Origin of the sequence: Streptomyces sp. NBC_00388 (assembly GCF_036061255.1) — a bacterium.
Classification (GTDB): domain Bacteria; phylum Actinomycetota; class Actinomycetes; order Streptomycetales; family Streptomycetaceae; genus Streptomyces.
In genome coordinates this window covers 6517592-6543395 of the sequence record NZ_CP107948.1, presented here as the reverse complement: position 1 = coordinate 6543395, position 25804 = coordinate 6517592, and the positions used below count along the sequence as shown (strand labels likewise).

Genomic DNA, 25804 nt, shown 5'->3' with positions numbered 1-25804 from the left:
GCCGGGCCAATCGGTCGCAACGTTTACGTAAACGGCATTGTGCGACCTCAAGTTTGTCGTACTGTTCCCTGTTGCGACTCCTGTTCGTCGATCGGGGAATCGACAAACGGGACGCATCAGTCAACACGTGCCGGGGGGGTACATGTGGCATGTCCGAACGCCTGAGACAAGTGCGTCCGACATCAGCACTTCACCAGGCGCGATCCCGCATGGGATGCGCCTGAAAGCACCGTGGTACCTGCCGGCAGCCCTGTTCGCGGACACCGCGGCGACAGCACTGCCGGTGGCTCTCGTGTTCCGTGCCCAGGGGCAGCCCTACGCCCTCCGTTCGGCCGCTGTGACGGCGGTCGCCTGGCTCGGGGTGCGGGCCTTCCGGCACCGCTACACCAAGCGCGCCCTCGGCGAGTCCAGGGGCGCGCTGCCCGTGCTGCACGACTGGCTCATCCTGCTGGGTGTGCTGGCCGTGATCCGCAGCGCGGCCGAACTGCACCACCCGCCGCTGCTCTGCCTGCTGGTGCTCCTCCCGTCGCTGCTGTGCACGCTCGTCTGCCGCAGGGTGACCTACCGGCATCTGGCGGCGGCCCGCCGCAAGGCCCAGGTCGTCACGCGCGTGCTGGTCGTCGGCGAACCGGTGGCGGCCGACGACGTGGCAGGACATCTGGCAGGCCGCACCGACCATCCGTACGTCGTGGTCGGGATCGTGGCGGTCGGCGCCGGCGCGGTGGGCAGCGGCTCGCGGCTGGCGGGCAGGCTGGCCCCGCAGGCCCCGGCGGCCACCGCCGACGACACCGTGCCGCTGCTCGGCGCCGCCAGGGACCTGGCGGCCGATGTGGTGCTGGTCGCACCCGGCGCGGGGATGTCGGGCGAGCGGCTGCGGCGGCTGTCCTGGGCGCTGCACGACGCCGGGGTGGAACTGGCCCTGGCTCCCGGCCTTGTGGAGATCTCCGTCAAGCGGATGGTGCCCTCGTCGGCTGCGGGGCTGGCGCTGCTGCGCATCGTGCCGCCGGTGCGGCGCGGGGCCCAGCCGGTGCTGAAGTCCGTCATGGACCGGACGGGCGCGGGCCTGGGACTGCTGCTGCTCGCGCCGCTGTTCCTGGCGATCGCCCTCGCGGTCGGGCTGAGTTCCGCCGGTCCGGTCTTCTACCGGCAGCAGCGGATAGGCCAGGGGGGCGCCCCCTTCGTCATGTGGAAGTTCCGCACGATGCGGCTGGACGCGGACGCCCGCAAGGCCGAACTGGCCTCGGCGAACGAGACCGACGGACCGATGTTCAAGATCCGGCGGGACCCGAGGGTCACCCGGGCCGGCCGGCTGCTGCGCCGGACGTCCCTCGACGAACTTCCCCAGCTGATCAACGTGTTGCTCGGTGTCATGTCCCTGGTCGGCCCGCGTCCGCCGCTGCCCGAGGAGGCCGCCCTCTACAACGAGACGGAGGCCCGGCGGCTGGCCGTGCGGCCGGGGATGACCGGCCTCTGGCAGGTCAGCGGCCGGTCCGACCTCTCCTGGGACGAGACCGTCCAGCTCGATCTCCAGTACGTCGACAACTGGTCGTTCACCAGTGATGTCGACGTGATGGCCCGTACGCTCCGCGCCGTTGTCGACGGCCGCGGTGCGTACTGACCGGCCGCCGTCCGTGCCGGCCCCGACCCCGGTGTCAGCCGTGCTGCCACGCGTCGTAGGTGGCAGCGATCCCGTCGCGCAGCGCGATGCCCGGCTTCCATCCGAGCGAGCTCAGCCGGGTGATGTCGAGCAGCTTGCGCGGCGTCCCGTCGGGCTTGGAGGTGTCCCAGCCGATGCGGCCCCCGAAGCCGGTCACATCCGCCACCGTGGCGGCCAGTTCACGGATCGTCAGGTCGGAGCCGCACCCGACGTTGACCGGCTCGTCGCCGTCGTACGAGCGGAGCAGCAGCGCGCAGGCAGCGGCGAGGTCGTCGACATGGAGGAACTCCCGGCGCGGGGTGCCGGAGCCCCAGAGGACCACCTCGTCCCGGCCGGCCGCTCGGGCCTCGTGGAAGCGGCGGATCAGTGCGGGCAGGACGTGCGAGGTCTCCAGGTCGAAGTTGTCGCCCGGCCCGTAGAGGTTGGTCGGCATCGCGGAGATGTAGGCCGCGCCGTACTGCTGACGGTAGGACTGGATCTGTACGATTCCGGCGATCTTGGCCAGGGCGTAGGCCTGGTTGGTGGGCTCCAGCGCCCCGGTCAGCAGCGAGTCCTCGCTGATCGGCTGGGGGGCCAGCTTCGGGTAGATGCAGGACGAGCCGAGGAAGAGCAGCCTGCCGACCCCTGCCCGGTGCGCCCCGGCGATGACGCTCAGCTGGATCTGCAGGTTCTCCTCGATGAACTGGACCGGGTAGGTGCTGTTCGCCATGATGCCGCCGACCTTGGCCGCGGCCAGGACGACCGCGTCGGGTCGCATGTCGGCGAGGTGGCGCGCGGTGCTCGCGGCATCGCGCAGGTCCAGCTCGGTACGGGTGCGGGTGAGGACGTCGTATCCGTCGGCGGTGAGCCTGCGGGCCACCGCCGATCCGACGAGTCCACGGTGGCCGGCGACGAATATGCGGGCGCCTGCCGGCAGGAACAGCGAATCAGTCATGAGCCGGATCATGCCAGGACGAAGCCCGTCACCGGGGGCAAGATGCTGACTTATTTCCCGAACCACAACATATCCGCGGCCCCCGGACCCCTCCGGGACCGGTCCGCCAGAGAGGGACAATCCACATGAGCAAGTCCGCACTGATCACCGGAGTCACCGGTCAGGACGGTTCCTATCTGGCGGAGCTGCTGCTCTCCAAGGGGTACACGGTCCACGGACTCGTCCGGCGGTCGTCCAGCTTCAACACCGAGCGCGTCGACCACATCTACCAGGACCCTCAGCAGCCGGACCGGTCCTTCGTCCTCCACCACGCGGACCTCTCCGACGGAGTGGCGCTGGTGAATCTGCTGCGCGAGCTCAGACCTGACGAGGTCTACAACCTCGGGGCCCAGTCGCATGTCAGGGTCTCCTTCGACGCCCCGCTGTACACGGGCGACGTGACGGGCCTGGGCGCCCTGCGCCTCCTTGAGGCCATCCGGGCGAGCGGCATCGAGACCCGTTACTACCAGGCGTCGTCCTCCGAGATGTTCGGCGCGACGCCGCCCCCGCAGCACGAGGGGACGCCCTTCCACCCGCGGAGCCCGTACGGCGCCGCCAAGGTCTTCGGGTACTGGACCACGGTCAACTACCGCGAGGCGTACGGCATGTACGCGGTGAACGGCATCCTCTTCAACCACGAGTCGCCGCGCCGGGGCGAGACCTTCGTGACCCGCAAGGTGACCCGCGCCGTGGCACGCATCAAGGCGGGGCTCCAGGACCGTCTCTACCTGGGCAATCTGGACGCCGTACGCGACTGGGGCTACGCCCCGGAGTACGTGGACGCGATGTGGCGGATGCTCCAGCACGACGAGCCGACCGACTTCGTGGTGGCCACCGGAGTGGCGGCGACGGTGAGGGAGTTCGTGGAGACGGCGTTCGCACACGCGGGCCTGGACTGGAACGAGTACGTCCGTTACGACCCGAAGTACGAGCGTCCCAGCGAGGTGGACGCCCTGATCGGCGATCCGGCCAAGGCGAACGAACTTCTCGGCTGGAAGCCGGAGGTGCTGGTGGAGGAACTGGCCCGGATCATGGTGGACGCCGATGTGCGCCAGGTCACGGACCAACTGGCCGGTGCGAACGTCCGCATCGACCGCTGACAAGGCACGACTTCATACCTGGGGGGTATGTACATGCATAGATCCAGAGGGCTTTCGGCCGCCCTCGTCCTCACTGTCACAGCAGGTCTCGGGGTGACAGCGGCAGCGACGCCGGCCTCGGCCGTCACACCTCCGGTGGCGTTCACCGCCGACGACCTGCCGACCTGGCAGACCAACGGCATTGTCTGGGCGCTGGCCGAAGCACAGGACACCGTCTTCGTCGGCGGTACGTTCTCGCAGGTCCGACCGCCGGACGGGGCAAGCGGGACACCGCAGGACGCCGTCAACTTCGTGGCGATGAACGCCGCGACCGGGGCGCCCACGTCCTGCAAGCTGTCGTTCACCGTGAGCAGCGGAACGGCGACCGTGCGCACGCTCGCGGTCTCGCCCGACAAGAAGACCCTGTACGCGGGCGGCTACTTCGGCGCCGTCAACGGCGTACAGGAGAGCAGCCTCGCGGCGATCGACATCGCCACCTGCGCGCCGAAGCCGGACTTCCACCCCAGCTTCCCGGCCACGGTGCGGGCCCTCGCCGTCACCGACGACACGGTGTACGCGGCCGGCGACTTCGGGACCGTCGCCGGTGAGACGCGCCAGCGGTTCGCCGCGGTGGACAGCGGTACCGGAGCGCTGCGGCCGTTCCGCGCGGACACCGACCTGCCGGGCCGGGCCGTCGCGGTCACCCCCGACGGTCACGACGTCCTGCTCGGCGGTGACTTCTTCACCGTCAACGGCGCCCAGTCGCACGCACTCGCCGTGGTCGACGCCACGACGGGCGACAACGTGAAGACCTACCCCGGCTTCATCGAGACCAACTCGGTCGTCAAGACGATCAGCACCGACGCGACCGGCTTCTACACCGGCGACGAGGGCACGGGCGGTGGTGTCTTCGACGGCCGCATGGCGCTGAACCTCAGCGACTTCGGCCAGCGCTGGCGCGACACCTGCCTGGGCGCGACCCAGGCCGTGCTGTCGTACGAGAACGTGCTCTACAGTGCGTCGCACGCGCACGACTGCTCCAGCGTGGGCGAGTTCCCGGACGGCCCGCGCAACCACCTGCTGGCCCAGCCGACCACCAGCGTGGGCAAGCTCGGCTGGTTCCCCAACACCAACGACGGCCTGGGCGAGGGCATCGGCCCGCGCGCACTGACGGTCGCGGAGACCTCGTCCAACAAGTACCTCTGGGTCGGCGGGGAGTTCACCACGGTCAACGCCGCGCCCGCCCAGGGTCTGACCCGGTTCGCCGCGAGCCCCGACACCGGTGTGCCCGGTGTTCCGCAGGCCAGTGCGTCCAGCATCAAACCCGGCGAGGTGCAGGTGCGCTGGCGTTCAAGCACCGACCTGGACGACAGCAGACTGACGTACAAGGTCTACCGCAACGGCTCGTCCGCCCCTGTGTACACGGTGGACGGCGACTCCCTTCCGTGGTCGCGGCCACAGATGTCCTTCCGGGACACCGGCGTGACCGCGGGCCAGACCTACACCTACCGGGTGACGGCGTCAGACGCGGCAGGCAACACCAGCGGGCTCTCGCCCACCACGACGGTCACGGTCCCCTCGTCCGCCGAGGCATACCCCTCGGCCGTCCTGAACGACGGTGCCACGCAGTACTGGCGCTACGACGAGGCCGGCTCCCCCTTCACCGGCGACTCGTCCGCGTCCGACAGCAGCGGCATCCAGCTCAACGGGCCGTCGCTCCGGCAGACCCCCGCCGCGGTCAACGGCCCCAGCACGGCGATGGGCTTCGACGGCACCGACCAGGCGGTGTACAGCGACCGCAGGACGACCGTGGACGGTGACTACTCCATCGAGACCTGGTTCAGGACGACCACCCACCGCGGCGGCAAGCTCGTCGGATTCGGGAACAACACGACGCAGACCAGCAGCAGCTACGACAAGCACATCTATCTGACCGACGACGGCCATCTGGTCTTCGGCGTGTACCCGGGTGGCGTCCGCACCGTGTCCAGCCCGGGTACCTACAACAACGGCGCCTGGCACCATGTGGTCGCCACCCAGGACGCGTCCCGGATCGCGCTCTACGTCGACGGTTCGCTCAAGGCCTCGGCGAACGTGTCGGGCAACCAGGCGTACTCCGGCTACTGGCACGTCGGCGGTGACCAGCTCAGCGGCTGGCCGCAGCAGCCCACGAGCAACTTCTTCGCGGGCCAGATCGACGAGACCGCCATCTACCCCTCGGCGCTCAGCCCTCAGCAGATCGCCGGCCACTACAAGCTGGCGAGCGCCCCCGCTGACACCGTCTCCACGGTCCCCGCCGCGGAGGACAGCTACGTCAACGCGGGCGCGCCGGGCACGAACTACGGCACATCGAGTTCGCTGGCCGTGCGGGGCACGTCGGCGTACGCGACGTATCTGCGCTTCACCCTGCCACAAGCCCCGGCGGGCACCGTACTGAAGAGTGCCAGGCTGTCGGTGAAGACCTCGACCCAGACCGGCGCGGGCTCGGCGGACAGCCAGTCCGTCGTGCCGGTCACCGGGGCCTGGACGGAGTCGGGCCTGACCTACAACAACCGGCCCGCCGCCGGGTCCGGCACACTCGGCACGCTGAGCGGCGCCACCGACGGGTCCACCGTCTACTCGGCCCCGCTCGACACGGCCGCGCTCACCTCCGCTCTGGGCAGCTCCTACGCCCTCGCGCTGACGAGCACGGGCACGGACCCGCTCTGGCTCTGGTCCCGCGAGGCCACGGCATCCGAGTCGACCCCTCAGCTCGTGCTGACCTTCGGCGCACCGTGATCCACCGCTGACGCCACCGCAATGACAGCGTGCGGGGCCCGGTCCTCCCGGGCCCCGCACCACGCGCACCACAGGAGCCTTCTCATGCGTCCACTCCACCGGCGGGCGGCGGCCGCCGCAGCCGCGCTGGCCGCCCTCGTCGCCGTCTCCGCCTGCGGCTCGTCCGGTACCCCGCACGACGGGAAGAGCGAGGCCGGCGCCGCGCACAGCCCGGCCCCGGCGACGGGCATCCCGGACCCGCAGACCGGGGACGGCCCCTCGCCTTCCCCCTCGGCCAGCGACCCGGTGCTGCCGGACTCCCGGCTCAAGCCCGTCACCGGTTCGTTCAGCAAGAAGGACAAGACGTACCTGAGCGGGCGGGTGCCGCAGAACATGGACCCGTCCGCCGTCCTGCAGACGGGTCAGGAGAGCTGCCAGCGGGTGGCCAGGACTGCCGCGCACGACAAGGACGCGGCGGTGGGCGCGGTCATCGCGGGCGACATCCCCGACGCGAAGGCCGCCATCACAATGCTCTGCCCCGGCCAGAAGGCGGTGCTCAGGGCCGCGGACGCGGGCTTCCCCGACGGCACCCGGAAGAACCCGGTGGCCGGTACCTACCGCGCCCTGACGGCCGGCGCCGGCTGCACCTGGCGGGTCTCGGGCCACGGCGGCAAGCTGCTCGCGTCCGGGCCCGGGACGGGCGCGAAGGGGGCGGTGAAGGCCCGGATCCCCGCAGGTGCCGCCGAGTTCACCTCGTCCGGCTGCTACGCGTGGGTCCCGGCGTAGGGCCTTCCGTACACCCCCAGGAGGGTGTCGAGTACGGCGTCCATCGAGAACGCCTCCGCTGCCAGCTTCCGGGCGGCCGCGGAGGCCTCGTCCCGGGCGGCGGGCTCCAGCAGCTCCAGCACGGCGGCCGCCAGACCGGGCGCGCCGTCGACGACCCGTCCGGCGCCGGCGGCGGCGATGTCCCGGGCCAGCCCGTTGGAGCGTGTGACCACCGCGGGCGTCCCGGCCGCGAGTGCCTCCAGGACCGACATCGGGAACGGCTCGTCCACCGACGGCAGCATATAGACATGGGCGTGCCGGAGCTCGGCGAGCATCTCGCCGGCCGAGAGCGCGCCTGGGCAGTGCACCCGGTCGCCGACTCCGAGCCGGGCGATGAGCGCCTGTACGGAGGCGAGTTCGCCCTCGTCGGGCCCGGCCACCACGAACTCGGCCTCCGGATACCGGCGCAGGATCTCCGGCACGGCGGCGACGAAGTCCTGCGGCCGCTTGCGGCCCTGCAGCCTGGCGGCGTACAGGATCCGCGGCGGCCCCGGCGGCGCGGGCCGCGCCTCCTGGGCGGGCACGCCGTTCACGAGGCGGACGAGCCGGAGGGGCTGCCCCGGGCCGCCGCCCGGCCCGGCCGCGGGCCCCCGTACACCGCCCGGCGCGGCCGGGCCGGCCACCGCTTCGAGACCCCTGCGCTCGTGGTCCGTCAGATACAGCACGGCCGAGGCCCCGCGGAGCACCCTGCGGACGGCCAGCGCGTCGAGCACCTTCGCGAGGAGCCGGTCGCTCGGGTCGACCATGCCGTGGGTCTGGAGCACGAGCGGCGTGCCCGCGCGCAGCGCGGCAAGGGCGACCGGCAGGGTCACCAGGTCGCGGGCGAGGTGCACATGGACGATGTCGGCGTCCCGGGCCATGCGCCCGGCGGCGGCGACCAGAGCGGGTGAGGTGATGCCGCTGAAGCCGAGCGGCAGCATCCTGCGGGCCGGGTAGAGCCGGGCCGGGACATCCTCCACCTCGGTGGGCAGCGGGCCCGCGAAGCCGTCGCCGAGGGCGAGCAGCCGCGCCTCGTGACCGCGCTCGCGCAACCCCCGGGAGAGGTTGAGCGCGACCCGGACGGGCCCGCCGAAGGCGTGCGTCGGACTGTGCAGTGTGACGGCGTGCAGGACTCTCATACGGGCTCCTCCACGGGCCGCCGGCCGTCGGCCGTGTGCAGCGTGAGGTCCGGGAGATCCCGGTGGACGACCGTGCCGGCCGCGACGACGGCGTGCGCGCCGATGGTGACACCCGCGAGCACCGTGGCGCGGGTGGCGACCCACGCGCCGTCCTTCACCACGATCGGCGCGTTGCGGTAGCGGAAGTCCGCAGCGCGGTGGTCGTGGCTGCCGGTGCAGAGCAACGCCTCCTGGGAGAGGCAGACATGCGCCCCCAGGGTGACCGGCTCCAGGTTGAGCAGCCAGGCGCCCTCGCCGATCCAGGTGTGGTCACCGACCGTCAGTTTCCACGGCCACAGGATCCGTACCCGGTGCCGTATCAGGACCCCTTCGCCGATCGTCGCACCGAAGGCGCGCAGCAGCGCGACGCGCAGCCGGGCCGGGCAGAACCACGCCATGAAGACGGTATTCATCACCGCGAACCACAGGGCCTGGGTGAGTCTTCCCCGGCCCTTGTCGTATCCGGCCAGCGTGAACGCCGGTAGATTACGCATCAATTCACCCCCACTGGCGCCTCCCCAGACGCCTGAGCGCTCAGCCTAGTGCGTGACGCCGGGCGCAGGCGCGCCGTCGGTAGACTGCCGTCGGGGAACCGCGGGCAACCGCACCGGGGCGTTCAACAGGGGGCGGGGGCCATCCATGGCGACGGACACGAGCGAGGGGTCCCGGCCGGAGCCCCCGGCGGCCGCCGGGCGCGCCCCCGGGGCCAGGGGTGCCGTGCCCGCCGCGCGCTTCGCGCCTGCGGTCTCACCGCGCACACTGCTCTCCCGCGCTCTGTCGGTGCCGCTCGCCCTCGGGCTCTCCCTCGTACTGCCGCTGCTGGTCGCCGTCCAGCCGGGTGACGGGGTCCATGACGCGGCGTACTGGCTCCAGCTGACCCTGACCGTGTATGCGGGGGCCAGGCTGTCCGGGATGGTGCTGACCAGCCACCGCAAGCTGCTCCAGGGGTCGTTCTGGCTCTTCGTCTACATGGCCATGGGGGTGGCACCGCTGGCCCAGGCCGTGCTCGGCAAGGTCCCCACGCCCGTGGTGGGACCGCGTTCGGACCTGACGGAGGCGGTGGCGCTCGTCCTCATCGGCTGCGCGGCCTTCGACGTGGGCGCGCTGCTCGCCCGGCACCGGCCGGGCGGCAAGGGGCGTGGCGGGACCCGGCCCGCGCTGGTGCACCGCAGGCGGCTGTACCTGCTGGTCGTGGTCGCCTTCGTGTGCAGTGCGGCGCTCATCGTCAAACTGGGCGGACCGGCGGTCTTCTTCAGCAGCCGCCAGGAGATCATCGCCGGTATCGAGGAGGCGGGCATCTCGCAGGCCGACTCGCAGGCCGGGCAGGCCCTGCTGCGCGGCTTCGGAACGGTCCCCGCGCTGTTCGCGCTGCTCGCCTACACCCGCTGGCTCGTGACGTCGCGACGGGCCCGCAGATCCCCCGCGGTGATCGCCGTCTGGATCTCGCTGGCCGCGCTGAACACGGTGGTCAACAACCCGATATCCAACCCGCGTTACTGGTTCCTCACGGTCCTGCTCGCGCTGCTCTTCACGCTCTTCCCGGTCAGCGCGGCCATGTACCGCTCGGCGCTGAGCCTGGGGGTGGTGGTGGCATTGGTGATCTTCCCGTTCGCCGACCGCTTCCGCTACGACGAGCAGAACTACCACCCGGTGGAGACTACTTCGGTGCTCGAACCGCTGGCCCTCAAGGACTACGACCAGATCGGGATGTTCGCCAACACCATCACCTTCGAACGGTCCGGAGTGGGGCATCTCTACGGCAGACAGCTGGCCGGATCGGTGCTGTTCGCGGTCCCCCGCTCGGTATGGCCCGGCAAACCGCACGACACGGGTGTGATGGTCGGTGAGTGGATGGACGCGGTCAACACCAACCTCTCCTCGCCGGTGTGGGCGGAGCTGTGGATCGACTTCGGCCCTGCCGGGATGACGCTGGGGCTGCTCGCGATGGGGTACGCCGCCGCCCGGGTGGACCGGAGGTACGCCCGCCGAGCGGTCCGGCGCACGCCCCCGGGCAGCCTGATCTCACTCGTGGTGCCGCTGGTCGCGGGCTACTCCTTCATCCTGCTGCGCGGCCCGCTGCTCCAGGCGTCCGGGCGGGTGGCCATCGCCGTCATCTGTATCGCGATGGTCACCACCTACCGTCAGGACAGGGGCGCGGCGCTCCGCTGACCGTCCACATCGGTGACCGGCTCCGCGACGGGGCCCAGGCGGACCACCCGGGCCCAGGCGGCGACAGCCTTGAGCGCGGAACCAGCGGCGAGCCCCCAGGCCGCGCCGATGGCCCCGCCGAGCGGATAGCCGCCCAGCATCAGCGCCACGGACAGCAGGGAGAAGACCACCTGGAGCGAGAGGGTGGCACGCGGGCTCAGCACCCGGAGGGTGACCAGCGCGCAGGTCCCCAGCGCCATCACCGCGTACTGGCTGCCGGTCGCGGGCAGCAGCGCGGACGCCGACTGCCAGGTGGCACCGAGGAGTTCCCTGCCCACCCGGTCGGGCAGGGCGTACAGGACCGCGGCCCAGCCGAAGCCCACCGCGGCCAGGACACAGCCGAGGGCGGCGGCGGCACGCGCGGTGGCCCGACGGCCGCCGAGCCTGCCCAGGACCGGCGGGCCGAAGGCGTTGACCGAGTTGAACAGCACGTTGAGCGGGCCGAAGAGTGTCGTGGCGCCGCGCAGCGCGCCGACCGCCAGCGGGCTGGCGAACAGCCCGAGCCCGAGGACGGCCAGCTGGCTTGAGGCGTTGCCGACGGCGAACTCGACGACGAACCGCATCCCGAGGTGGCCGCGCCGCAGATAGCGGCGTATGTCGGTGGCGGCCCCGCGGACCAGGGGTCTGAACAGCAGTAGTCCGGTGAGCAGCGCGGGGAGTGCGGAGAGGCCCCAGACCGCCACCAGCCGGGCGGGGCCCGCGTGGTGGGGCGTGAGCAGGAGGGCGGGCACCACGCAGAGCAGCCGCAGAACATCGGCGGCGAGTGCGCGGTGCGGCTGTTGCAGCGCGGAGAAGGAGTAGCGCAGGCCGTCCTGGAGCAGCACGAGGGGCAGGACGAGCCCCAGAGCCAGGACCGCGTGCCCCAGCCGGCCGCCGACGGCCGCGCCGCCCGCCGCCAGCACCGCGCCCCCTGCGAGCGAGGCACAGGCGGTGAAGGCGGCGGCCGAGCGGCAGGCCGACGCGAGCGCCGTGCGATCACCGCGCTCCAGCACGACGGCCTGTCCGACGTACGACATGTTGAGGCCGAGCAGGACCGTGAACGTCAGGTAGACCATGGAGAACGCGGCGAACCCGCTGGTGGTGGAGACCCGGGCCGCCATCACCAGCACCAGGATGTTGGTCAGGCTGGAAGCCGCCTGGTCCAGCACCGATGCGGCGACGACGGCCGAGCGTCTCACCGGTCTCCCGCGCGGATGGTACGCAGGGCGACGGTGTCGGAGCCGTCCCCCGCGGGGACGGGCGGCGCCGCGGGGGCCGGAGCCGGGAGTTCCGGCGGCGCCGCACCCGGCGGCACCGGTCTGCCCGATGCCCTGCTGCCCCCGCCCCGGTGGCCGGACTTGGGGGTGTTGCGCCGGCCGGCCCTGCGGGGCGCCGAGTGGGTGACAGCCCCCAGGACGGTGCCGCCGGCGCCGGTGATCAGCTCCCTGATGCGTACGAGGTCGGCCCGGTGCACCGCACGCGGGTCGCAGACGATCAGGACACCGTCCACCCGGTCGACCAGCGCCAGGGCGTCGGCGTAGGCGAGGACTGGCGGGGCGAGCACGACGACCGTCGCGTTCGGCGAGTCGGCCTCCTCGATCAGCCGGGTCACCCGGGCCGATGTGAGAGCGCGCGCCACGTTCCGTACGCGCTCCCCCGGGATCAGGTCGAAGGCGCCCGACTCGCCCGCGTCGACCTGGAGTTGCCGCGGCCCCGGCCAGCCGGATTCGTCGAAGTCCGGCGGCAGGCTCCAGCCCGGACGGCTGGGTGCGCCGGCCCGCAGCCGCTGGCTGAGGGACGGGGTACGCAGGTCGGCCTCGACGAGCAGGACGTCCTTGCCCGTCTCCGCGAACGACGCCGCCAGATTGGCCGCGACGGCCGCCGCCGCCTCGCTGTTGCCGCCCCGGGGGGCCGCGACGAGCAGTCGTCTGCGGTCGGCGAACCGCTGGTCGTAGGCGAGCCGGAAGGCCACCGAGCGGTACTCCTCGGCGAGACGCGAGTCCGACTGGTCGACCGCGAGCAGGGGGCCGCCCTCACCGGTGCGCGGCAGGGAGCCGAGTACGGGAGCCCGCACGGCACGGGCGACATCGCCCGCGGAGCGGGGCGACGGGTCGAAGACCAGCCGGACCCAGGCCGCGAGGAGCCCGAGCGCGATACCGACGGCGCCGCCCACACCGAGCGAGACGACCAGCCCGAGTCCGCTGGAGCCGGCCGGCGGCACGGCTCTGACGATCACGGTGCCGGCGGTCATGTCGAGCGCCTTGAGGCTGGCTATCTGGCTGTTCAGGGTGCCGACCTTGCTGAGCAGGTCGTCGTTGCGGGCCCGGGAGGAGTCCGGGGCCCCGCTGCCCTCGGCCGTCAACTGCTTGGCCAGGTCGTTCTGTTCCTTGGCGATCGGGTCCAGCTGGTTCTGGGACTTCTTGACCATGCTGTCCCGGAGCTCGCCCCACTGCTTCTTCCGCAGGTCGAGGTAGGCCTTGGTGACGGCGTTGGCGCGGCGGGCCGCCTCCTCGGGCGATGTCGTCGTGTAGGTGAAGTGGAGCACCATGGTCTGCGGCGGGTTGGTCACCTGGAGCCCGCGCTGGAAGGAGGCCAGCTGCCCCCCGGGCAGGCCGAGCGCCTCGATGGCGACCTCCGCGACGCTGCTGCTGACCGCGGTCTGCCGCTCCGTGCCCATGTTGATGGTCTTGTCCACCGAGAGGGCGGGGTCGAAGGGGTCGTTGGTGGGCGCGCGCAGCCGGATGTCGCTGGCCGCCGCGTAACTCTCGGCGGAGGACACCCCCAGCCAGGCGCCGCCGAGCAGTCCGACCCCGATACCCAGGCCGATGAGACGGCGGTAGCGCAGCAGTTGCCGGAACTGGTCCCTCAGCAGGTCCGGTTCGTCGTCCCTCGCCGCGGAAGCGTGCGTGTCCGTCACGTGCGTGGACCCCCCAAGGCCTCATCGATCAGTGCGTCGATCCGCGCCAGCCCCTCGTCCCTCGACAAGTGGGACGCCACATGGCGCGGCCCCTCTGCCCCCAGAGCATCCGCGGTCACCGGATCTGCCGCGAGTCTACGCACCGCGGCCAGCAGGGCATCCGGATCCTCCGGGGAAACAAGCACCCCCGCCCCCGAGCGGAGGACCTCCTGGGCGGTGCCCCCCTCGGCGGCGACGGAGGCGACCACAGGCCGTCCGGACGCGAAGTACGAGGTCAGCTTGGAGGGGACGCTCATATCGAGCACGGAGGCCCGCTGGGTGACCGCCAGGACGTCCGCCGCCGCGAGAATGTCCGGGAACTCACCGTCCGCGGCGGGCGGCAGGAACACCAGGTTGGGTACGCCGGCGGCGAGCCCGGCCAGTGTCTCGCGCTGGTTCCCGTCCCCCATCAGGACCACACGCAGCGCCGGATCGCGTCTCGCCGCCTCGACCAGGACGTCGAGTCCCTGCTTGAGCCCCATGTTGCCGGAGTGCAGGACGACGGTCTCGCCCTTGCGCCAGCCGAGCCGGGCGCGGCTCTCCTCGCGCGGGCGCGACGGGCCCGGTATGTGGTTCCAGTTGGGTACGAGCCGGATCCGGCCGGGGTCGACGCCCATGGCCCGGACCTTCTCGACGAAGGTCTCGTGGATGACGCCCACCAGGGTCGCGCGGCGCAGCGCGTACCCCTCGGCGCGCTCGGCCAGGGCGGCGGCGCGGTCTCCGCCGCGTATCCCGCTCTGCGCGGCCGCCGCCCCCATCAGGTCCTGCACGACGGGGACGTACGGGACCTTCCAGCGCGCCGCGAGGCGGGCCCCGAGCACACCCCCGGCGAGGCTGGGCATCTGCGCGAGCACCGCGTCCGGCCGCCCCGACCTGGGCGGCGCCGCCAGGCCGTGGAGCAGGATCGTGCCCTCGAAGAGCGCCCGTCTGACGGCGGTCTGCCGGGGCGGCACGGTGTGCCGCCTGCGGTGCACCCGTACCCCGCCCCGCTCCTCGGAGCGGCGCCAGACACCGGCGTACGCCGGGTCCGTCGACCAGGAAGGGTAGTGCGGCATCCCGGTCAGCACATGCGTCTCGTGCCCGCTGCGCGCCCAGTGCTCGGCTATCTGCGTCGCATACGGCCCGATCCCCGCGTGCTCCGGGGCGTAGTTGGTGGAAACCAGCAGCAGCCGGCGCCGCTCGGCGGTCTGTTCGTCGTTTCGTCGCGTCCGTGTCACGCGGCGGTCCCTTCCCCCAGAGGTGAACCCATGAGCCACCCCGATCGTTCACTCATCCTGAACGGAATGTGCACGCTATCGTCAGTACCTTCCACCACACCGGGGGGTGTGGTTCGCTGGGGGGTTGAGTCATGACGGCAGACAAACCGTACCGGGTCGGATACGCACCCGGTGCATACGATCTCTTCCACATCGGGCACCTCAATATCCTTCGTCACGCGCGCAGTCGGTGCGACTACCTGGTCGCCGGAGTGGTCTCGGACGAGATGGCCGAGCGGGCCAAGGGACGGCGGCCGATGATCCCGCTGGTGGAGCGGCTGGAGATCGTCCGCAGCGTCAAGTACGTGGATGCGGCCTTCGTGGAGACCGTCGCCGACAAGGTCGAGACCTGGCGGCAGGTCCGCTTCGACGTCCTGTTCAAGGGTGACGACTGGCGGGGCACCGCGAAGGGCGAGAGGCTGGAGCGCGATTTCGCCGCGGTGGGCGTGGACATCGTCTACTTCCCGTACACGGTGCACACGTCGAGCACGCAGCTGCGGCGCGCCCTCGACGTACTGGCCCAGCCCGAGCCGCAGTTCAGCGCCGAACTGCGCTCAGTTCCCGGAACCACTTCGTGAGGAAGGCAGCCAGGAACAGCGCGCTGACCGCGCCCAGCGCGGTGTAGGCCCAGCGGAAACCCGGCCCGGCGCCCAGCAGCAGGAAGACCAGGCAGAAGATCCCGTGGTCGACCGGGAGCAGCGCGACCGCCCGCAGCCGCGAGGGCGCGGACGGGGCGCCGGGCGCCGGCCGGGGCGTGAGTTTCTCGGTGAGCAGCCCGCCGAAGAAGGTGACGACGGCGGCGAACTGGAAGCCGAGCGGAACGAGCAGCCAGGCGTCGTCCGTCACCCCGAAGTGGCCGGGGTGACGGTAGAAGGCGATGAGGACGGCGGCGTGCAGTGCGGTGATCTTCGCGCAGTCCACGACATGGTCCAGCCACTCCCCCGCCGCGCTGCCGCTGCCGCGCAGCCTGGCCAGCTGTCCGTCGGCCGAGTCGAAGGCGAATCCGGCGGCGAGACCGGCCCACACCGCCACACCCTGCCACCAGGAAGGCTCGCCCAGCGCCACACCGGCCACTGCGGCGAAGCTGAACACCGCGCTCACCAGGGTCACCTGATTGGGTGTCAGCCCCACGGCATGCGATCCGGCTGCCAGGTAGCGGCCCACCGGGCGGTTCACATAGCGGGAGTAGAGCGACACCCCCTTGGCCGACTTCTGCGCCGTCCGCAGTTCGAGCAGCGCGGTACCCACGGATCCCATGGCCCCCCCAGGTCATCTGTGCATAAAGTGTGAACATCATCGCAGGTGTGCGGCCACCTTCAAGACCACCCCGCCCGCGCGGGCGCCCCGCCGCCGGGGCCGCGCCCCCTCAGGGCAGGGCCAACTGCCGGTCGAGCGCACGGGCGAGGCCGGGAGCCGTCCGTACGGAGGCCCCCCGCAGGAAGGCCGCTTCGTACTCCTCGTCCCCGATCGCGGCCCGGGCGCTGCGCTCGCACTCCTCGCGTACGGGGCCCAGCTCCGGGGTGCCGCGCTGCGGGTGTCCGACCGTGTTCCAGTACGCCTGGCTCGTTCCGAAGGCGACGGCGGCCCGTTCCCCGTCCCCCTGCGCCGCCAGGGCGGCGGCGAGAACGTCCAGGCCGAGCGCGATCCCGAAGGCGTCACCGATGTACCGCTTGCCCATCAGCATCGACCGCGCGTGGGCCACGGCGTCGCCGGGGCGGTCCTGGAAGAGCGCGACCAGGGCGAGCTGGTACTCCGTGTACGAGCGGGTCCACCAGTCACCGGTCTCCACGCAGGCCTCCCGCAGCTCCGCGGCGAGGCTGTGGGCCTCGGCGAGCCGGCCGAGACCGGTGAGGGCGAACACCTCGACGAGCCGGCACTTGCGGCGGGCTGCCGAGTCCTGCGTCATGTCCGCGCTGCCCGGCATCCGGACGGCCACGGTGTGGGCGGCCAGCGGCCGGCCGGCCATCAGGTGGCTGAGCCCGAGGAGGTACCCGGCGGCGAGGGACGCCTCGGTGTCGCTCGCGTACCGGGCCTCGTCGTCGCACTGGAGCCCGAGGCCGTGGGCCAGGTCGTGCTCACCCTGGAGCAGCGCGTTCACACCGAGCACCCACTGGGCCCGGGTACGGACCTGGCCGCGCACCGGGTGGAGGGCGAGGGCGCGTTCCACGAAGCTGCGCAGTTCGTGCAGGTGGCCGCAGCAGCTCCAGTAGAACCCGACGAGGCCGATCAGTTCGAGCGCGCGCCCGGGATCGGTGGCCAGCAGCCGGTCCATCGCGGTGCAGATGTCGATGTGCGCGTCGGCGACCCGCCGGTACCAGTCGCTCTGCTCCGGGGTCCGCCATCCCGCGTCGGCGGCGCGCGCGACGGCCAGGCAGTGCCCGGCATGGCGCTCGGCCAGCGCGTCGCCCTCGCCCAGTTCCCCGATCCACATCCGGCCGTACTCGCGGAGGGTGTCGAGCATCCGGTACCGGACGCCGTCCCAGCCGACGACGGACTTCTCGGTGAGTCCGCACAGCACCCGGCCGACCTCTCCGGCGGAGAGCGGGCCGCCGGAACAGACGGCGCGCGCGGACTCCAGGTCGAAGGGGCCGCGGAAGACGGACAGGCGCGCCCACAGCAGCCGTTCCAGCGGCTCGCACAGTTCGTGGCTCCAGCCGATCGCCGTACGCAGGGTCCGGTGCCGCAGCGCCCCTGCCCGCTCGGTCAGCACCAGTGTCTCGAAGCGCGAGTCGAGCCTCTCGGCCACCTTTTCCACCGGGCAGTCCCGCAGTTGGGCCACGGCGAGTTCCAGGGCCAGCGGGATGCCTTCGAGCCGCCTGCAGATGTCGGCCGCCGCGTCCGCCGCGGCCGGATCCGCCAGCGAGAGACCAGGGACGGCCCGCTCGGCCCGCTCGGTGAAGAGGGCCAGAGCCGTCCGGTCGCCCCCGACGGCAAGGGGTTCGATCTCGACCAGGTACTCGCCCCCCACCCCCAGTGCCTGCCTGCTGGTGGCCAGCACCGTGAGGCCGGGCGCAGCGGTGAGGAGGTCTCCCACCAGGCTGCGGCAGGCCGCGACCAGGTGTTCGCAGGAGTCGAGCACCAGCAGCCCCTGCTTGTCGGCGAGCCATGCGCAGAGCGCGTCGGCCTGGCTGCGTGTCGTGTGGTCGGAGAGTCCCACGGCGTCACAGACGACGGGCAGCAGCAGCCGCTCGCCGGAGGCCGGTGAGAGGTCCGCCCACCACACCCCGTCCGGACAGCCGGGTGCCGCACTGCCCGCGGCGCGCAGCGCGACACGCGTCTTGCCCACCCCGCCGATACCGGTCAGCGTGATCAGCCGGTGCCCCGCGAGAGCGTCCCGCAGATGACCCAGTTCGTTCTCTCGTCCCACGAGACTTGTGGCCTCGCGGGGAAGGTAGCCCGCCACCGCACCAGTCTCGCCTACTCCACGGACTCCGGGCACCGCGGGGACCCTTCCGCCCCGTGCGGGCGAACGCCGTTTCCCCCGGGTGGCGTTGACCGCTCGCTGCGCCGCGTCGGTGCTCGACAACGCCCGCCGGGTGACGGAAGTTGTGGTGGACGGTGCCGCCCGCTGCGAGGCGGCCCCCCGCCGCACCGCGTCACCGCACAGCCAGGAGCCAGGAGCCCCCGTGAATTCAGCACGCCGCAAAGGCACTTGCCGTGGAGTACGACGGCTGATCCGCGCCGTGGTGGCCACAGCCGCGATCACCGTCTCGGCCACGGCGGCCTGCCTGGTCCCCGCGACCGCGGACAACGGGCCCGCGACGGGCGGCGTGCGTCACCCGGTGTACGTGGCGCTGGGCGACTCGATGGCCGCGGGACCGTTCGTCCCGCGCCGCACCGGCCCGCTCGCCTGCGGACGCTCGACGCACAACTACGCGCACCGGCTGGCCGCCCGGCTCGGGGCCCGTGACTTCCGTGACGTCACCTGCAGCGGCGCGGAGACGGGCGACCTGACCGCGCCCCAGCGGCTGACCGTACTCGGAGCGCACGCGGGCGCCGCGCCGCCGCAGATCGACGCACTGACCCCCGGCACCACACTGGTGACCCTGACCATCGGAGGCAACGACGCCGGCCTGGTCGGTGTCGCGGGCAGTTGCGTCCGGCTCAGCCCGGTCTCGGGGTACTGCCAGGACACCTTCCTCAGGGACGGGACGGACCAGGAGGCGGCCCGTATCGACGGCCTGGGCCCGAAGCTCGGCGCCGCCCTGGACGCCATCCACCGGCGCTCCCCCGCGGCCAGGGTGCTGGTCACCGGGTACGGGGACTACCTGAGGGCGGGAGGCTGCTGGCCGGCCGTCCCGCTGCTCGGCAGCGACGCGGACTGGCTGCAGGGCAGCATCGACCGGATGAACGGCGTGATCGCGGCGGCGGCGGCCACGCACGGCGCCGAGTATGTCGACGTCCGCACCCCGAGCGAGGGGCATGACGCCTGCCGGGCTCCCGGCGCCAAGTGGGTGGAGGGCTTCGTACCCACCGCGCCGGCGGCCCCGCTGCACCCCAACGCGCGGGGCGAGCAGGCGTATGCGGAGGTCATCCTGGCCAGGATGGCGCAGTGACGTGTCCCGCGCGGGCGGGAGCCGGCAGCCACTGGCTGTCGCACAGGTCCATCGTCCATACTGCCCACCGTGGAACAGCACATAGGTCCGAAGAGCCCGCCTCCCGTGCAAGCCGCCGCGACCGATCCGGCGTACGTCCCCGGCCTCATGCCGCCGCGTCCCGGCCCGCAGGCCGACGGGGCACCGGACGCGGGCGGGGAGACGCCCGGGCCCGCGGAGGTGTCCGCCGGCGCGGCGGCTGCCGGCGAGGTCCCTGAGACCGGCGTGCGGGAGGCCCCTGCACCGCAGGACACCACGTCGCGCGACGCCGCACCGCAGGACGCCGCACCGCAGGACGCCGCACCGCTGGACACCGCGGAGCCGGCGCCGGAGGACGGCACCGGTGAGCACGGGCCCTCCGCGGCGGCGGACGCCGGCGGAGAGGACGGGAGCGATCCGGCCTTCGAGGTGGCCGACCGCCGTTCGGTGATCATCGCGAACCGCGCGGGCGTGGTACTCCGGCTGGACGACCAGGAAGCCGAGTTCGACTGGAACGAGATCGGCGCCGTCGAGTTCCAGACCTCCAAGTACGGACGGCGTCTGACCATCTTCGTGCACCTGCCCAACCGCCACACCTACCAGGCGGACGTCACGGCGTCCGGCCGGGACGAACTCCGGCAGTGGTCGGCCCGGCTCGACACGGTCCTGGACACCTACTTCGAGGAGTGACCCGGGCCCCCGGGTACGAGCCTCTCGCCGGCACGCGCGGGAACGGCCCCCGTGCCGTCTCCCGGCCCTCTCCCGTACGAGTGCGTCCGTTCGGCTGGAGCCTGGCGGGGCGGCTTCCAGAAGCACGTCCTAACCGATATGCATGAGCTTGCCCATGTACTCGTCGATTTAGGAGTCTTCATGCGTCTTCGCAGCATGCTCGTCGCCAGTGCTTTCGCCGCCTCCGCAGTGCTGGGTGGCGCCGCGTCCGCCTCGGCCCTTGACTACGGCCACGGCCACGGTCACCACCACCACCACGGCATCGCCGCCGCAGGCAGCTTCCACAAGCAGTCCGAGGGCGTCTACTACCACAACCTCGGCGGCCCGGCGGGCATCACCCACGCCGGCGCCTACAAGAACTCCAGCGAGGGCTGGTTCGGGTTCCTGGCTCACTGATCCGGACGGTCTGCCGCCCCTGGCGCCGCGCAGTGCGCGGCGCCGGGGGCGGCAGTCTGTCCGGCCTCGGCAGGCCGGCCCTCCGCGGGCCGGCTTCTTCTTCAGCAGGGTGCGGGACGAGTCGTACGGGGCGAGCCTGCCGCCCTCCCGGAGGATCGCGACCCGGTCGCCCTTCCTCACGGCCTCGTCGATGTCATGGCTCACGAGGATCACGGTCTTGCGGATGCGTTCGCGCAGCGCCGGGAACTCGTCCCGGACGTGCTCGCGTGTGATGGGTCGAGCGCGCCGAACGGCTCGTCCACCGGCATGACCGGTGGATCGGCTGCGAGAGCGCGGGCGATGCCGACGCGCTGGCGCTGTCCGCCGGAGAGCGGGTGCGCCCTAAGCGCGCCCTGGCCCGTCGAGGAACCGGAGCAGCACAGCCGCCTCCGTGCGGAGCAGCCCGGCCCGGCCGGCGTGTGCGGGAGCGGTCAACTCCGCTGCGGCCAGAAGCCGTTCATCCACCTCGGAGCGCACGATGTCCGCCGCCTCCCGCTCGCTCAACTCCCGCCGGGCCGCCTCGGTGGCACCCGCGCCGAGCGGCGAGGCCTCCAGCGCTGCGGCCTGCGGAGCCGCCGTGCCCGCCGGTACGGCCCCGGCGTTGTCCAGTGCGGCGATCGCCGAACGCAGGGCGCTCACGGCCGTCTTGTCGCGGGCGCGCATCGCTTCCGGCAGGGCCTGACGCAGTCGGGTGTGCAGAGACATGCGGGTGACCCTAGCCCCGGACCACCCGGATCCCGCAATGGGATATCCGCGGGCGCACCGGGCGCCGCACCCGCCGGAGGCGGCCGGCTACCCGGCATGCCCGTAGTCGGGCAGCTCCAGGGCGGTGCTCGCCGTGCGTCCCTGCCGCTCCGAATCGAGCGTGGTGCGGGTGCGCAGCACGGCGTTGCGCGCGTCGAGTTGCTGCCTGGTGCGCGGGGCGACCGTGGCACTGCCCTCCAGGGCGAGCGCCTGGTTCAGCTCCACGAACTCACGGACCGTCGCTTCGTACGCGGCGAAGGCGGTGGCGTGGTCGGGGCGGGTGGCGAGCTCCCCGGCCAGGACATAGGCACCCACCAGGGAGACGCTCGACCCCTGGCCGGACATGAACGACGTCGCGTACGCGGCGTCGCCGACGAGGGCGGTGCGGCCGGCGGACCAGGCGGGCATATGGATCTGGCTCACGACGTCGAAGAAGAGGTCGTCGGCGCTCTTCATGGCCGCCACCAGCCGGGGGATCTCCCACTGGGCGTCGGGGAACTGCGCGGCGACCAGCTCACGCTGGGCCCGCGGGTCACGGAATGCGCCCAGGGGTGGCTCCTCCCGGGCGAACGTCAGGAAGCCGTGCAGATCCTCGCCGGGGTCGTGCGCGTAGAGGGTCCCGGCCCTGCCCGGGACGTTCCACATACGGGCCTCGTGGTCCAGGCCGAGGTCGTTGGGGAGCGTGAAGCCGGCGAAGCAGTACCCGAGGTAGCGGTGGAACGCCTCCTCCGGGCCGAAGGCGAGGCGCCGGGTGTTCGAGTGCAGCCCGTCGGCGCCGATCACCAGACCGAAGGTGCGCCGGACACCGCTCTCGAAGGTGACCTCGACATCGTCCGCGCGATCGGACAGCGTCGCTATGGAATCGCCGAAGAGGAACTCGACCCGGCCACCGATCAGGCCGTGCAGGCAGTCGGCCAGGTCCCCCCGCCGCACTTCGATGTCGAGACCCTCCGCGCCGCCGGTGACGGCCTCGGGGCGCACTGCGGCCACGACCGTTCCGTCGGCGTCCAGGAAGGAGATCTTCCGGGTGTCGACATGCGCCTTCCTGAGTTGCGGCAACAGACCCATCCGGTCGGCGACGTCCCGGGCGGTGCCGCGGATGTCGATCGCGTACCCCCCTCCGCGCAGCGCGGGCGCCTTCTCCACCACGGTGACCTCGAAGCCGTATCTGTCCAGCCAGTACGCGAGGGCCGGGCCGGCGATGCTGGCACCGGAGATGAGAATCCTGCGGTCGGCCGTGCGGTTCATCATGGTTCCTCCCTGTCGGGACACACCGAATCAGTAGATACCTGCTTTAGGTATCCTTATTTCGAAGGCAAGTCCCTCGCGGGCGCCGTCGACCACCACCATATAGATACCTGTTTTATGTATGCAACTGGAGTCAGGATGGACACGTCACCACTCGGTGGACCGAAGCACGCCGACGGCCAGGACGGCGTCCTGGCCGTGATGCCCCGCCTGGCACAGCTGAGCAACGCCGTCAGCCGTGGCCGTCTGGTCCAGCACGCGATGGACGCCGCGGGCGTCACGGTGGAGCGCCCGGCCTTCTCCGTGCTCCTCACTCTCCACTTCGCGGGCAAGCCGCTGCGCGTCAAGGAGATCGCGGAGAAGGTGCAGGTCGTCCAGCCCCACGCCACACGGCAGGTCCAGCAGCTGGAGCGGCGCGGCCTGGTCCGCCGGATCGGCGATCCGGACGACGGACGCGTCAGCCTCATCGAGCCGACGGACGACGGCGCGCGAGCGGCCGACCGTTACGCGCACACCCTCATCGGATGGTTCACGGGAGTCGTCGCCCACTGGCCGGAGCAGGACCGCGACGACCTCGGCCGCCTGCTGACACGCCTCGCGGACGATGTCACGGCCCAGCTCGCCCACCTCGACGACGACACGGCGGCTCCCCCGGCCGGGGGAGCCTGAGCGGCACGGCGCCTGCCCGGCCGCTCCTGACCACGGCCCGGAACATGAACGCTGTGTCAGGGCAGCGCTTCCACCGTGTGCGGGGCGATGAAGCCCGTGTTACGGCCGCACGAAATGAACGGCGCCCCCAGCTGCCCGCCCCGCCCTGACAACGCGCCCCCATGCTCTCCCGCATGGGGGCGTTTCTCCTGTTCAGAGGGGTCGGAGCCGTGCGCTCCGCGGACCGTGCGCCCCGCCCCGCGAGCCCGTTCACACACCCGGCCCGCGCATTGACGCCGTCTTCCCCGCATGGGTTACTGACGCCGGACCGGCCCGGTGGACCCCCGCCGGCCCGGCGGCCACGGCTCCGTGTGCCGCCCGTTCGACCGAGCGTCCCGGACGGACGCCTGTACGGCAGAGAGATCCAGGGTGAGCAGCATGGAGAGCGCACCGCAGAGGGCGGCAGCCGGCCACCTCCGCCGCGCCGTGCCGCGCCCCGGCTCCCGGTGCGCGCAGCCGCCCGCGGGTCCCCCCTGTTGCCCGTGTACCGGCGGGTCGCGGGAGTGCGCTCCGCACCGCGGCCGCTGACCGCCCGGACACAATCCGGCCGGCGCCCGAAGCCCGTCCGTACCGCCTTTCCAGGGCCCCTGCCCGGGGTTTCCGACTCAGCCCGACCGCTGCCCGCCGTCCGGCCAACTCTTGCCTCCTGGAGTACCCATGCCCGAGACGTCCGCGCCACCGGACGAGCCGGTGACCGCCGATTCGTCGCCCGTCCCGCCAGGACGGCCCCCGGCGCGTCCGGACACCGGTTCCGGCCCGGCGCACGACCCGCGGCTCGCGGCCGAGCGGGTACTGCCGCTGCGCCACCCCTGGCGCTGGGTGCTGACGGCCGTGGTCGTGGTCCTGGCCGCCCAGTTCGCGCACGGGCTGGTGAGCAACCCCTTCTACCAGTGGGACCGTTTCGCCTACTGGTTCTTCCGGCCCGTGGTACTCGACGGACTGGTGATCACCCTCGAAGTCGCGGCGCTCAGCGCGGTGGCCGGGCTCATCGGCGGTGTGGTCCTCGCGCTCTGCAGGCTCTCCCCCAATCCGGTGCTCAGGTCGGCATCCTGGGTCTACATCTGGCTGCTGCGCTCCGTACCCCTGATCGTCGTCCTGTTGTTCCTGTACAACTTCAGCGCGCTGTACCGGACGCTCAGCCTGGGCGTCCCGTTCGGCCCTGCCTTCTTCAGGTTCGACGAGTCCCGCCTCGCCACGGACATGGTGGTCGCCGTGGTCGGCCTGAGCCTCAACGAGGCCGCGTACGCCGCCGAAGTGGTCAGGTCCGGGGTGCTCTCCGTGGACCAGGGCCAGCACGAGGCGGCCTCGGCGCTCGGCCTGCCGCGCGGCTTCCAGTTCCGGCGCATCGTGTTCCCGCAGGCCCTGCGCGTCATCGTGCCCACCTACGTCAACCAGCTGATCGGCCTGGTCAAGAGCACATCCCTGGTGTTCTACGTCTCGCTGCTCGACCTCTTCGGCACCGTGCAGAGTCTGGGCAGCACCTATCCGGGGGACATCGTGCCGCTCCTGCTCGTCGCCACGTTCTGGTACATCGTCCTGACGAGCGCCGTATCGGTGGTCCAGTTCTACGTGGAGCGCCACTACTCGCGGGGCGCGCTGCGCACCCTGCCTCTCACACCGCTGCAGAAGATCCGGTCCGCGATCCGCAGCGCCCGTGCCCGTATCGCGGTCGGAGCCGGCATATGAGCGTCAGCACATCCGGGATCCCGCAGGCAACCGCCCGCTCGGCGCCGGTCGCCGTGGAGATCCACCGGGCACACAAGTGGTTCGGGAACCACCAGGTGCTGCGCGGCATCGATCTGACGGTGGAACCGGGATCGGTCACCGTCGTCGTCGGCCCGTCCGGCTCGGGAAAGTCGACGCTCCTGCGGGCGGTCAATCATCTGGAGAAGCTGGACATCGGCCATGTGACCGTCGGCGGCGACCCCATCGGGGTCCGCCACCACCGCGGGCGGCTGAAGGAGCTGCCCGAGCGGACGATACGGGCCCAGCGCAGCCGGATCGGCTTCGTCTTCCAGCACTTCAACCTGTTCCCGAACCTGACCGTGCTGGAGAACGTCGCCGCGGCCCCGACAGCCACCGGCCGCACCGGCCGGGAGGGCGGCCGGGACCTGGCCCGCACCCTGCTGGAGCGGGTGGGTCTGGCGGACAAGGCCGGCTCGTATCCGCGGCAGCTCTCCGGCGGCCAGCAGCAGCGGGTGGCCATCGCGCGGGCGCTCGCCCTCGAACCGGGGGTCATCCTCTTCGACGAGCCGACCTCGGCACTCGATCCGGAGCTCGTCGGCGAGGTCCTCTCCGTCATCAAGGAGCTGGCGACCGGCGGGACCACGCTGATCGTGGTGACCCACGAGATCGGATTCGCCCGCGAGGTCGCGGACCAGGTCGTCTTCCTCGACCACGGGCGCATCGTCGAACAGGGCCCGCCGGCTGAGGTACTGGACAACCCCCGTGCGGCCCGCACCCGGGAGTTCCTCGGCCGGGTTCCCTGACGGGTCGTCATCTCTCCTCGCCGACTTCCC

The 25804-nt window shown here is 72.1% G+C and carries 23 protein-coding genes; 12 read left to right on the top strand and 11 right to left on the bottom strand.

Features of this window, described 5'->3' with window-relative positions:
* The first annotated feature begins 214 nt into the window (after positions 1 to 214).
* Positions 215 to 1618 (top strand): exopolysaccharide biosynthesis polyprenyl glycosylphosphotransferase, encoded by a 1404-nt coding sequence (locus OG917_RS29120; protein ID WP_328321204.1) that lies wholly within the window; start codon positions 215 to 217, stop codon positions 1616 to 1618.
* A gap of 34 nt (positions 1619 to 1652) precedes the next feature.
* On the opposite strand, the gene OG917_RS29115 is transcribed toward OG917_RS29120, so the two are convergent.
* Positions 1653 to 2591 carry a GDP-L-fucose synthase family protein gene (locus tag OG917_RS29115; protein ID WP_328321202.1) on the bottom strand — a complete coding sequence of 313 codons (939 nt, stop codon included), beginning with the start codon at positions 2589 to 2591 and terminating at the stop codon, positions 1653 to 1655.
* 125 nt (positions 2592 to 2716) lie between these two features.
* On the opposite strand from OG917_RS29115, the gene gmd reads away from it, so the two are divergent.
* The 3 genes from gmd to OG917_RS29100 all read left to right on the top strand — a co-directional run bounded on the left by gmd (position 2717) and on the right by OG917_RS29100 (position 7252).
* A complete protein-coding gene (gmd, locus tag OG917_RS29110) occupies positions 2717 to 3730 on the top strand; it encodes a GDP-mannose 4,6-dehydratase (RefSeq protein ID WP_328321200.1) in 1014 nt (337 codons plus the stop codon).
* Between the two features lie 33 nt (positions 3731 to 3763).
* Positions 3764 to 6487 (top strand): CBM96 family carbohydrate-binding protein, encoded by a 2724-nt coding sequence (locus OG917_RS29105; RefSeq protein ID WP_328321198.1) that lies wholly within the window; start codon positions 3764 to 3766, stop codon positions 6485 to 6487.
* Between the two features lie 84 nt (positions 6488 to 6571).
* Positions 6572 to 7252: a hypothetical protein gene (locus tag OG917_RS29100; RefSeq protein ID WP_328321196.1), complete on the top strand. Its 681-nt coding sequence runs from the start codon at positions 6572 to 6574 to the stop codon at positions 7250 to 7252.
* Here OG917_RS29100 and OG917_RS29095 read toward each other — a convergent pair.
* Both OG917_RS29095 and OG917_RS29090 read right to left on the bottom strand, forming a co-directional pair.
* Positions 7231 to 8409: a glycosyltransferase gene (locus OG917_RS29095; RefSeq protein WP_328321194.1), complete on the bottom strand. Its 1179-nt coding sequence runs from the start codon at positions 8407 to 8409 to the stop codon at positions 7231 to 7233. The genes OG917_RS29100 and OG917_RS29095 overlap by 22 nt on opposite strands.
* Positions 8406 to 8942: a WcaF family extracellular polysaccharide biosynthesis acetyltransferase gene (locus OG917_RS29090; RefSeq protein WP_328321192.1), complete on the bottom strand. Its 537-nt coding sequence runs from the start codon at positions 8940 to 8942 to the stop codon at positions 8406 to 8408. The genes OG917_RS29095 and OG917_RS29090 overlap by 4 nt, the downstream gene beginning before the upstream one ends.
* Before the next feature lie 145 nt (positions 8943 to 9087).
* Between OG917_RS29090 and OG917_RS29085 the strand changes: the two genes are divergently transcribed.
* On the top strand, positions 9088 to 10617 hold the full coding sequence (locus OG917_RS29085; protein WP_328321190.1) for a hypothetical protein: 1530 nt from the start codon (positions 9088 to 9090) through the stop codon (positions 10615 to 10617).
* Here the strand turns inward: OG917_RS29085 and OG917_RS29080 are convergent.
* Genes OG917_RS29080 through OG917_RS29070 form a run of 3 tightly spaced genes read right to left on the bottom strand, consistent with a single transcriptional unit; the run spans position 10590 to position 14754 of the window.
* Positions 10590 to 11834: a hypothetical protein gene (locus OG917_RS29080; protein ID WP_328321188.1), complete on the bottom strand. Its 1245-nt coding sequence runs from the start codon at positions 11832 to 11834 to the stop codon at positions 10590 to 10592. The two genes, OG917_RS29085 and OG917_RS29080, sit on opposite strands and share 28 nt — an antisense overlap.
* Complete coding sequence (locus OG917_RS29075; RefSeq protein ID WP_328321186.1) at positions 11831 to 13552, bottom strand: lipopolysaccharide biosynthesis protein; 1722 nt, start codon at positions 13550 to 13552, stop codon at positions 11831 to 11833. Before OG917_RS29075 ends, OG917_RS29080 begins: the two co-directional genes overlap by 4 nt.
* Complete coding sequence (locus OG917_RS29070; RefSeq protein ID WP_328322270.1) at positions 13549 to 14754, bottom strand: glycosyltransferase family 4 protein; 1206 nt, start codon at positions 14752 to 14754, stop codon at positions 13549 to 13551. The genes OG917_RS29075 and OG917_RS29070 overlap by 4 nt, the downstream gene beginning before the upstream one ends.
* Before the next feature lie 185 nt (positions 14755 to 14939).
* Here OG917_RS29070 and OG917_RS29065 point away from each other — a divergent pair, with 185 nt between their 5' ends.
* Positions 14940 to 15425: an adenylyltransferase/cytidyltransferase family protein gene (locus OG917_RS29065; protein WP_328321184.1), complete on the top strand. Its 486-nt coding sequence runs from the start codon at positions 14940 to 14942 to the stop codon at positions 15423 to 15425.
* On the opposite strand, the gene OG917_RS29060 is transcribed toward OG917_RS29065, so the two are convergent.
* Both OG917_RS29060 and OG917_RS29055 read right to left on the bottom strand, forming a co-directional pair.
* Positions 15385 to 16104 (bottom strand): CDP-alcohol phosphatidyltransferase family protein, encoded by a 720-nt coding sequence (locus tag OG917_RS29060; RefSeq protein ID WP_328321182.1) that lies wholly within the window; start codon positions 16102 to 16104, stop codon positions 15385 to 15387. The two genes, OG917_RS29065 and OG917_RS29060, sit on opposite strands and share 41 nt — an antisense overlap.
* Positions 16105 to 16213: 109 nt before the next feature.
* Positions 16214 to 18250, bottom strand: a complete 2037-nt coding sequence (locus OG917_RS29055) for an ATP-binding protein (RefSeq protein WP_328321180.1) — start codon at positions 18248 to 18250, stop codon at positions 16214 to 16216.
* Positions 18251 to 18530: 280 nt separating this feature from the next.
* Between OG917_RS29055 and OG917_RS29050 the strand changes: the two genes are divergently transcribed.
* The 3 genes from OG917_RS29050 to OG917_RS29040 all read left to right on the top strand — a co-directional run bounded on the left by OG917_RS29050 (position 18531) and on the right by OG917_RS29040 (position 20546).
* On the top strand, positions 18531 to 19403 hold the full coding sequence (locus OG917_RS29050) for an SGNH/GDSL hydrolase family protein (protein ID WP_443059033.1): 873 nt from the start codon (positions 18531 to 18533) through the stop codon (positions 19401 to 19403).
* A gap of 69 nt (positions 19404 to 19472) precedes the next feature.
* Positions 19473 to 20111 carry a hypothetical protein gene (locus tag OG917_RS29045; RefSeq protein ID WP_328321176.1) on the top strand — a complete coding sequence of 213 codons (639 nt, stop codon included), beginning with the start codon at positions 19473 to 19475 and terminating at the stop codon, positions 20109 to 20111.
* 180 nt (positions 20112 to 20291) lie between these two features.
* Positions 20292 to 20546, top strand: coding sequence for a hypothetical protein (locus OG917_RS29040; protein WP_328321174.1), 255 nt, complete (start codon positions 20292 to 20294; stop codon positions 20544 to 20546).
* A gap of 209 nt (positions 20547 to 20755) precedes the next feature.
* On the opposite strand, the gene OG917_RS30680 is transcribed toward OG917_RS29040, so the two are convergent.
* From OG917_RS30680 to OG917_RS29025, 3 genes are all read right to left on the bottom strand, one after another.
* Positions 20756 to 20887 (bottom strand): hypothetical protein, encoded by a 132-nt coding sequence (locus OG917_RS30680; RefSeq protein ID WP_443059108.1) that lies wholly within the window; start codon positions 20885 to 20887, stop codon positions 20756 to 20758.
* 40 nt (positions 20888 to 20927) lie between these two features.
* Entirely contained in the window at positions 20928 to 21248 is a 321-nt protein-coding gene (locus OG917_RS29030) for a hypothetical protein (protein ID WP_328322268.1), read from the bottom strand.
* Positions 21249 to 21377: 129 nt separating this feature from the next.
* On the bottom strand, positions 21378 to 22577 hold the full coding sequence (locus OG917_RS29025; RefSeq protein WP_328322266.1) for an FAD-dependent oxidoreductase: 1200 nt from the start codon (positions 22575 to 22577) through the stop codon (positions 21378 to 21380).
* A gap of 138 nt (positions 22578 to 22715) precedes the next feature.
* Between OG917_RS29025 and OG917_RS29020 the strand changes: the two genes are divergently transcribed.
* The 3 genes from OG917_RS29020 (at position 22716) to OG917_RS29010 (ending at position 25774) form a co-directional block, all read left to right on the top strand.
* Positions 22716 to 23246, top strand: a complete 531-nt coding sequence (locus tag OG917_RS29020) for a MarR family winged helix-turn-helix transcriptional regulator (RefSeq protein ID WP_328321172.1) — start codon at positions 22716 to 22718, stop codon at positions 23244 to 23246.
* Positions 23247 to 23942: 696 nt separating this feature from the next.
* Positions 23943 to 24971 carry an amino acid ABC transporter permease gene (locus tag OG917_RS29015; RefSeq protein WP_328321170.1) on the top strand — a complete coding sequence of 343 codons (1029 nt, stop codon included), beginning with the start codon at positions 23943 to 23945 and terminating at the stop codon, positions 24969 to 24971.
* Positions 24968 to 25774: an amino acid ABC transporter ATP-binding protein gene (locus OG917_RS29010; RefSeq protein ID WP_328321168.1), complete on the top strand. Its 807-nt coding sequence runs from the start codon at positions 24968 to 24970 to the stop codon at positions 25772 to 25774. Before OG917_RS29015 ends, OG917_RS29010 begins: the two co-directional genes overlap by 4 nt.
* Positions 25775 to 25804 lie beyond the last annotated feature (30 nt).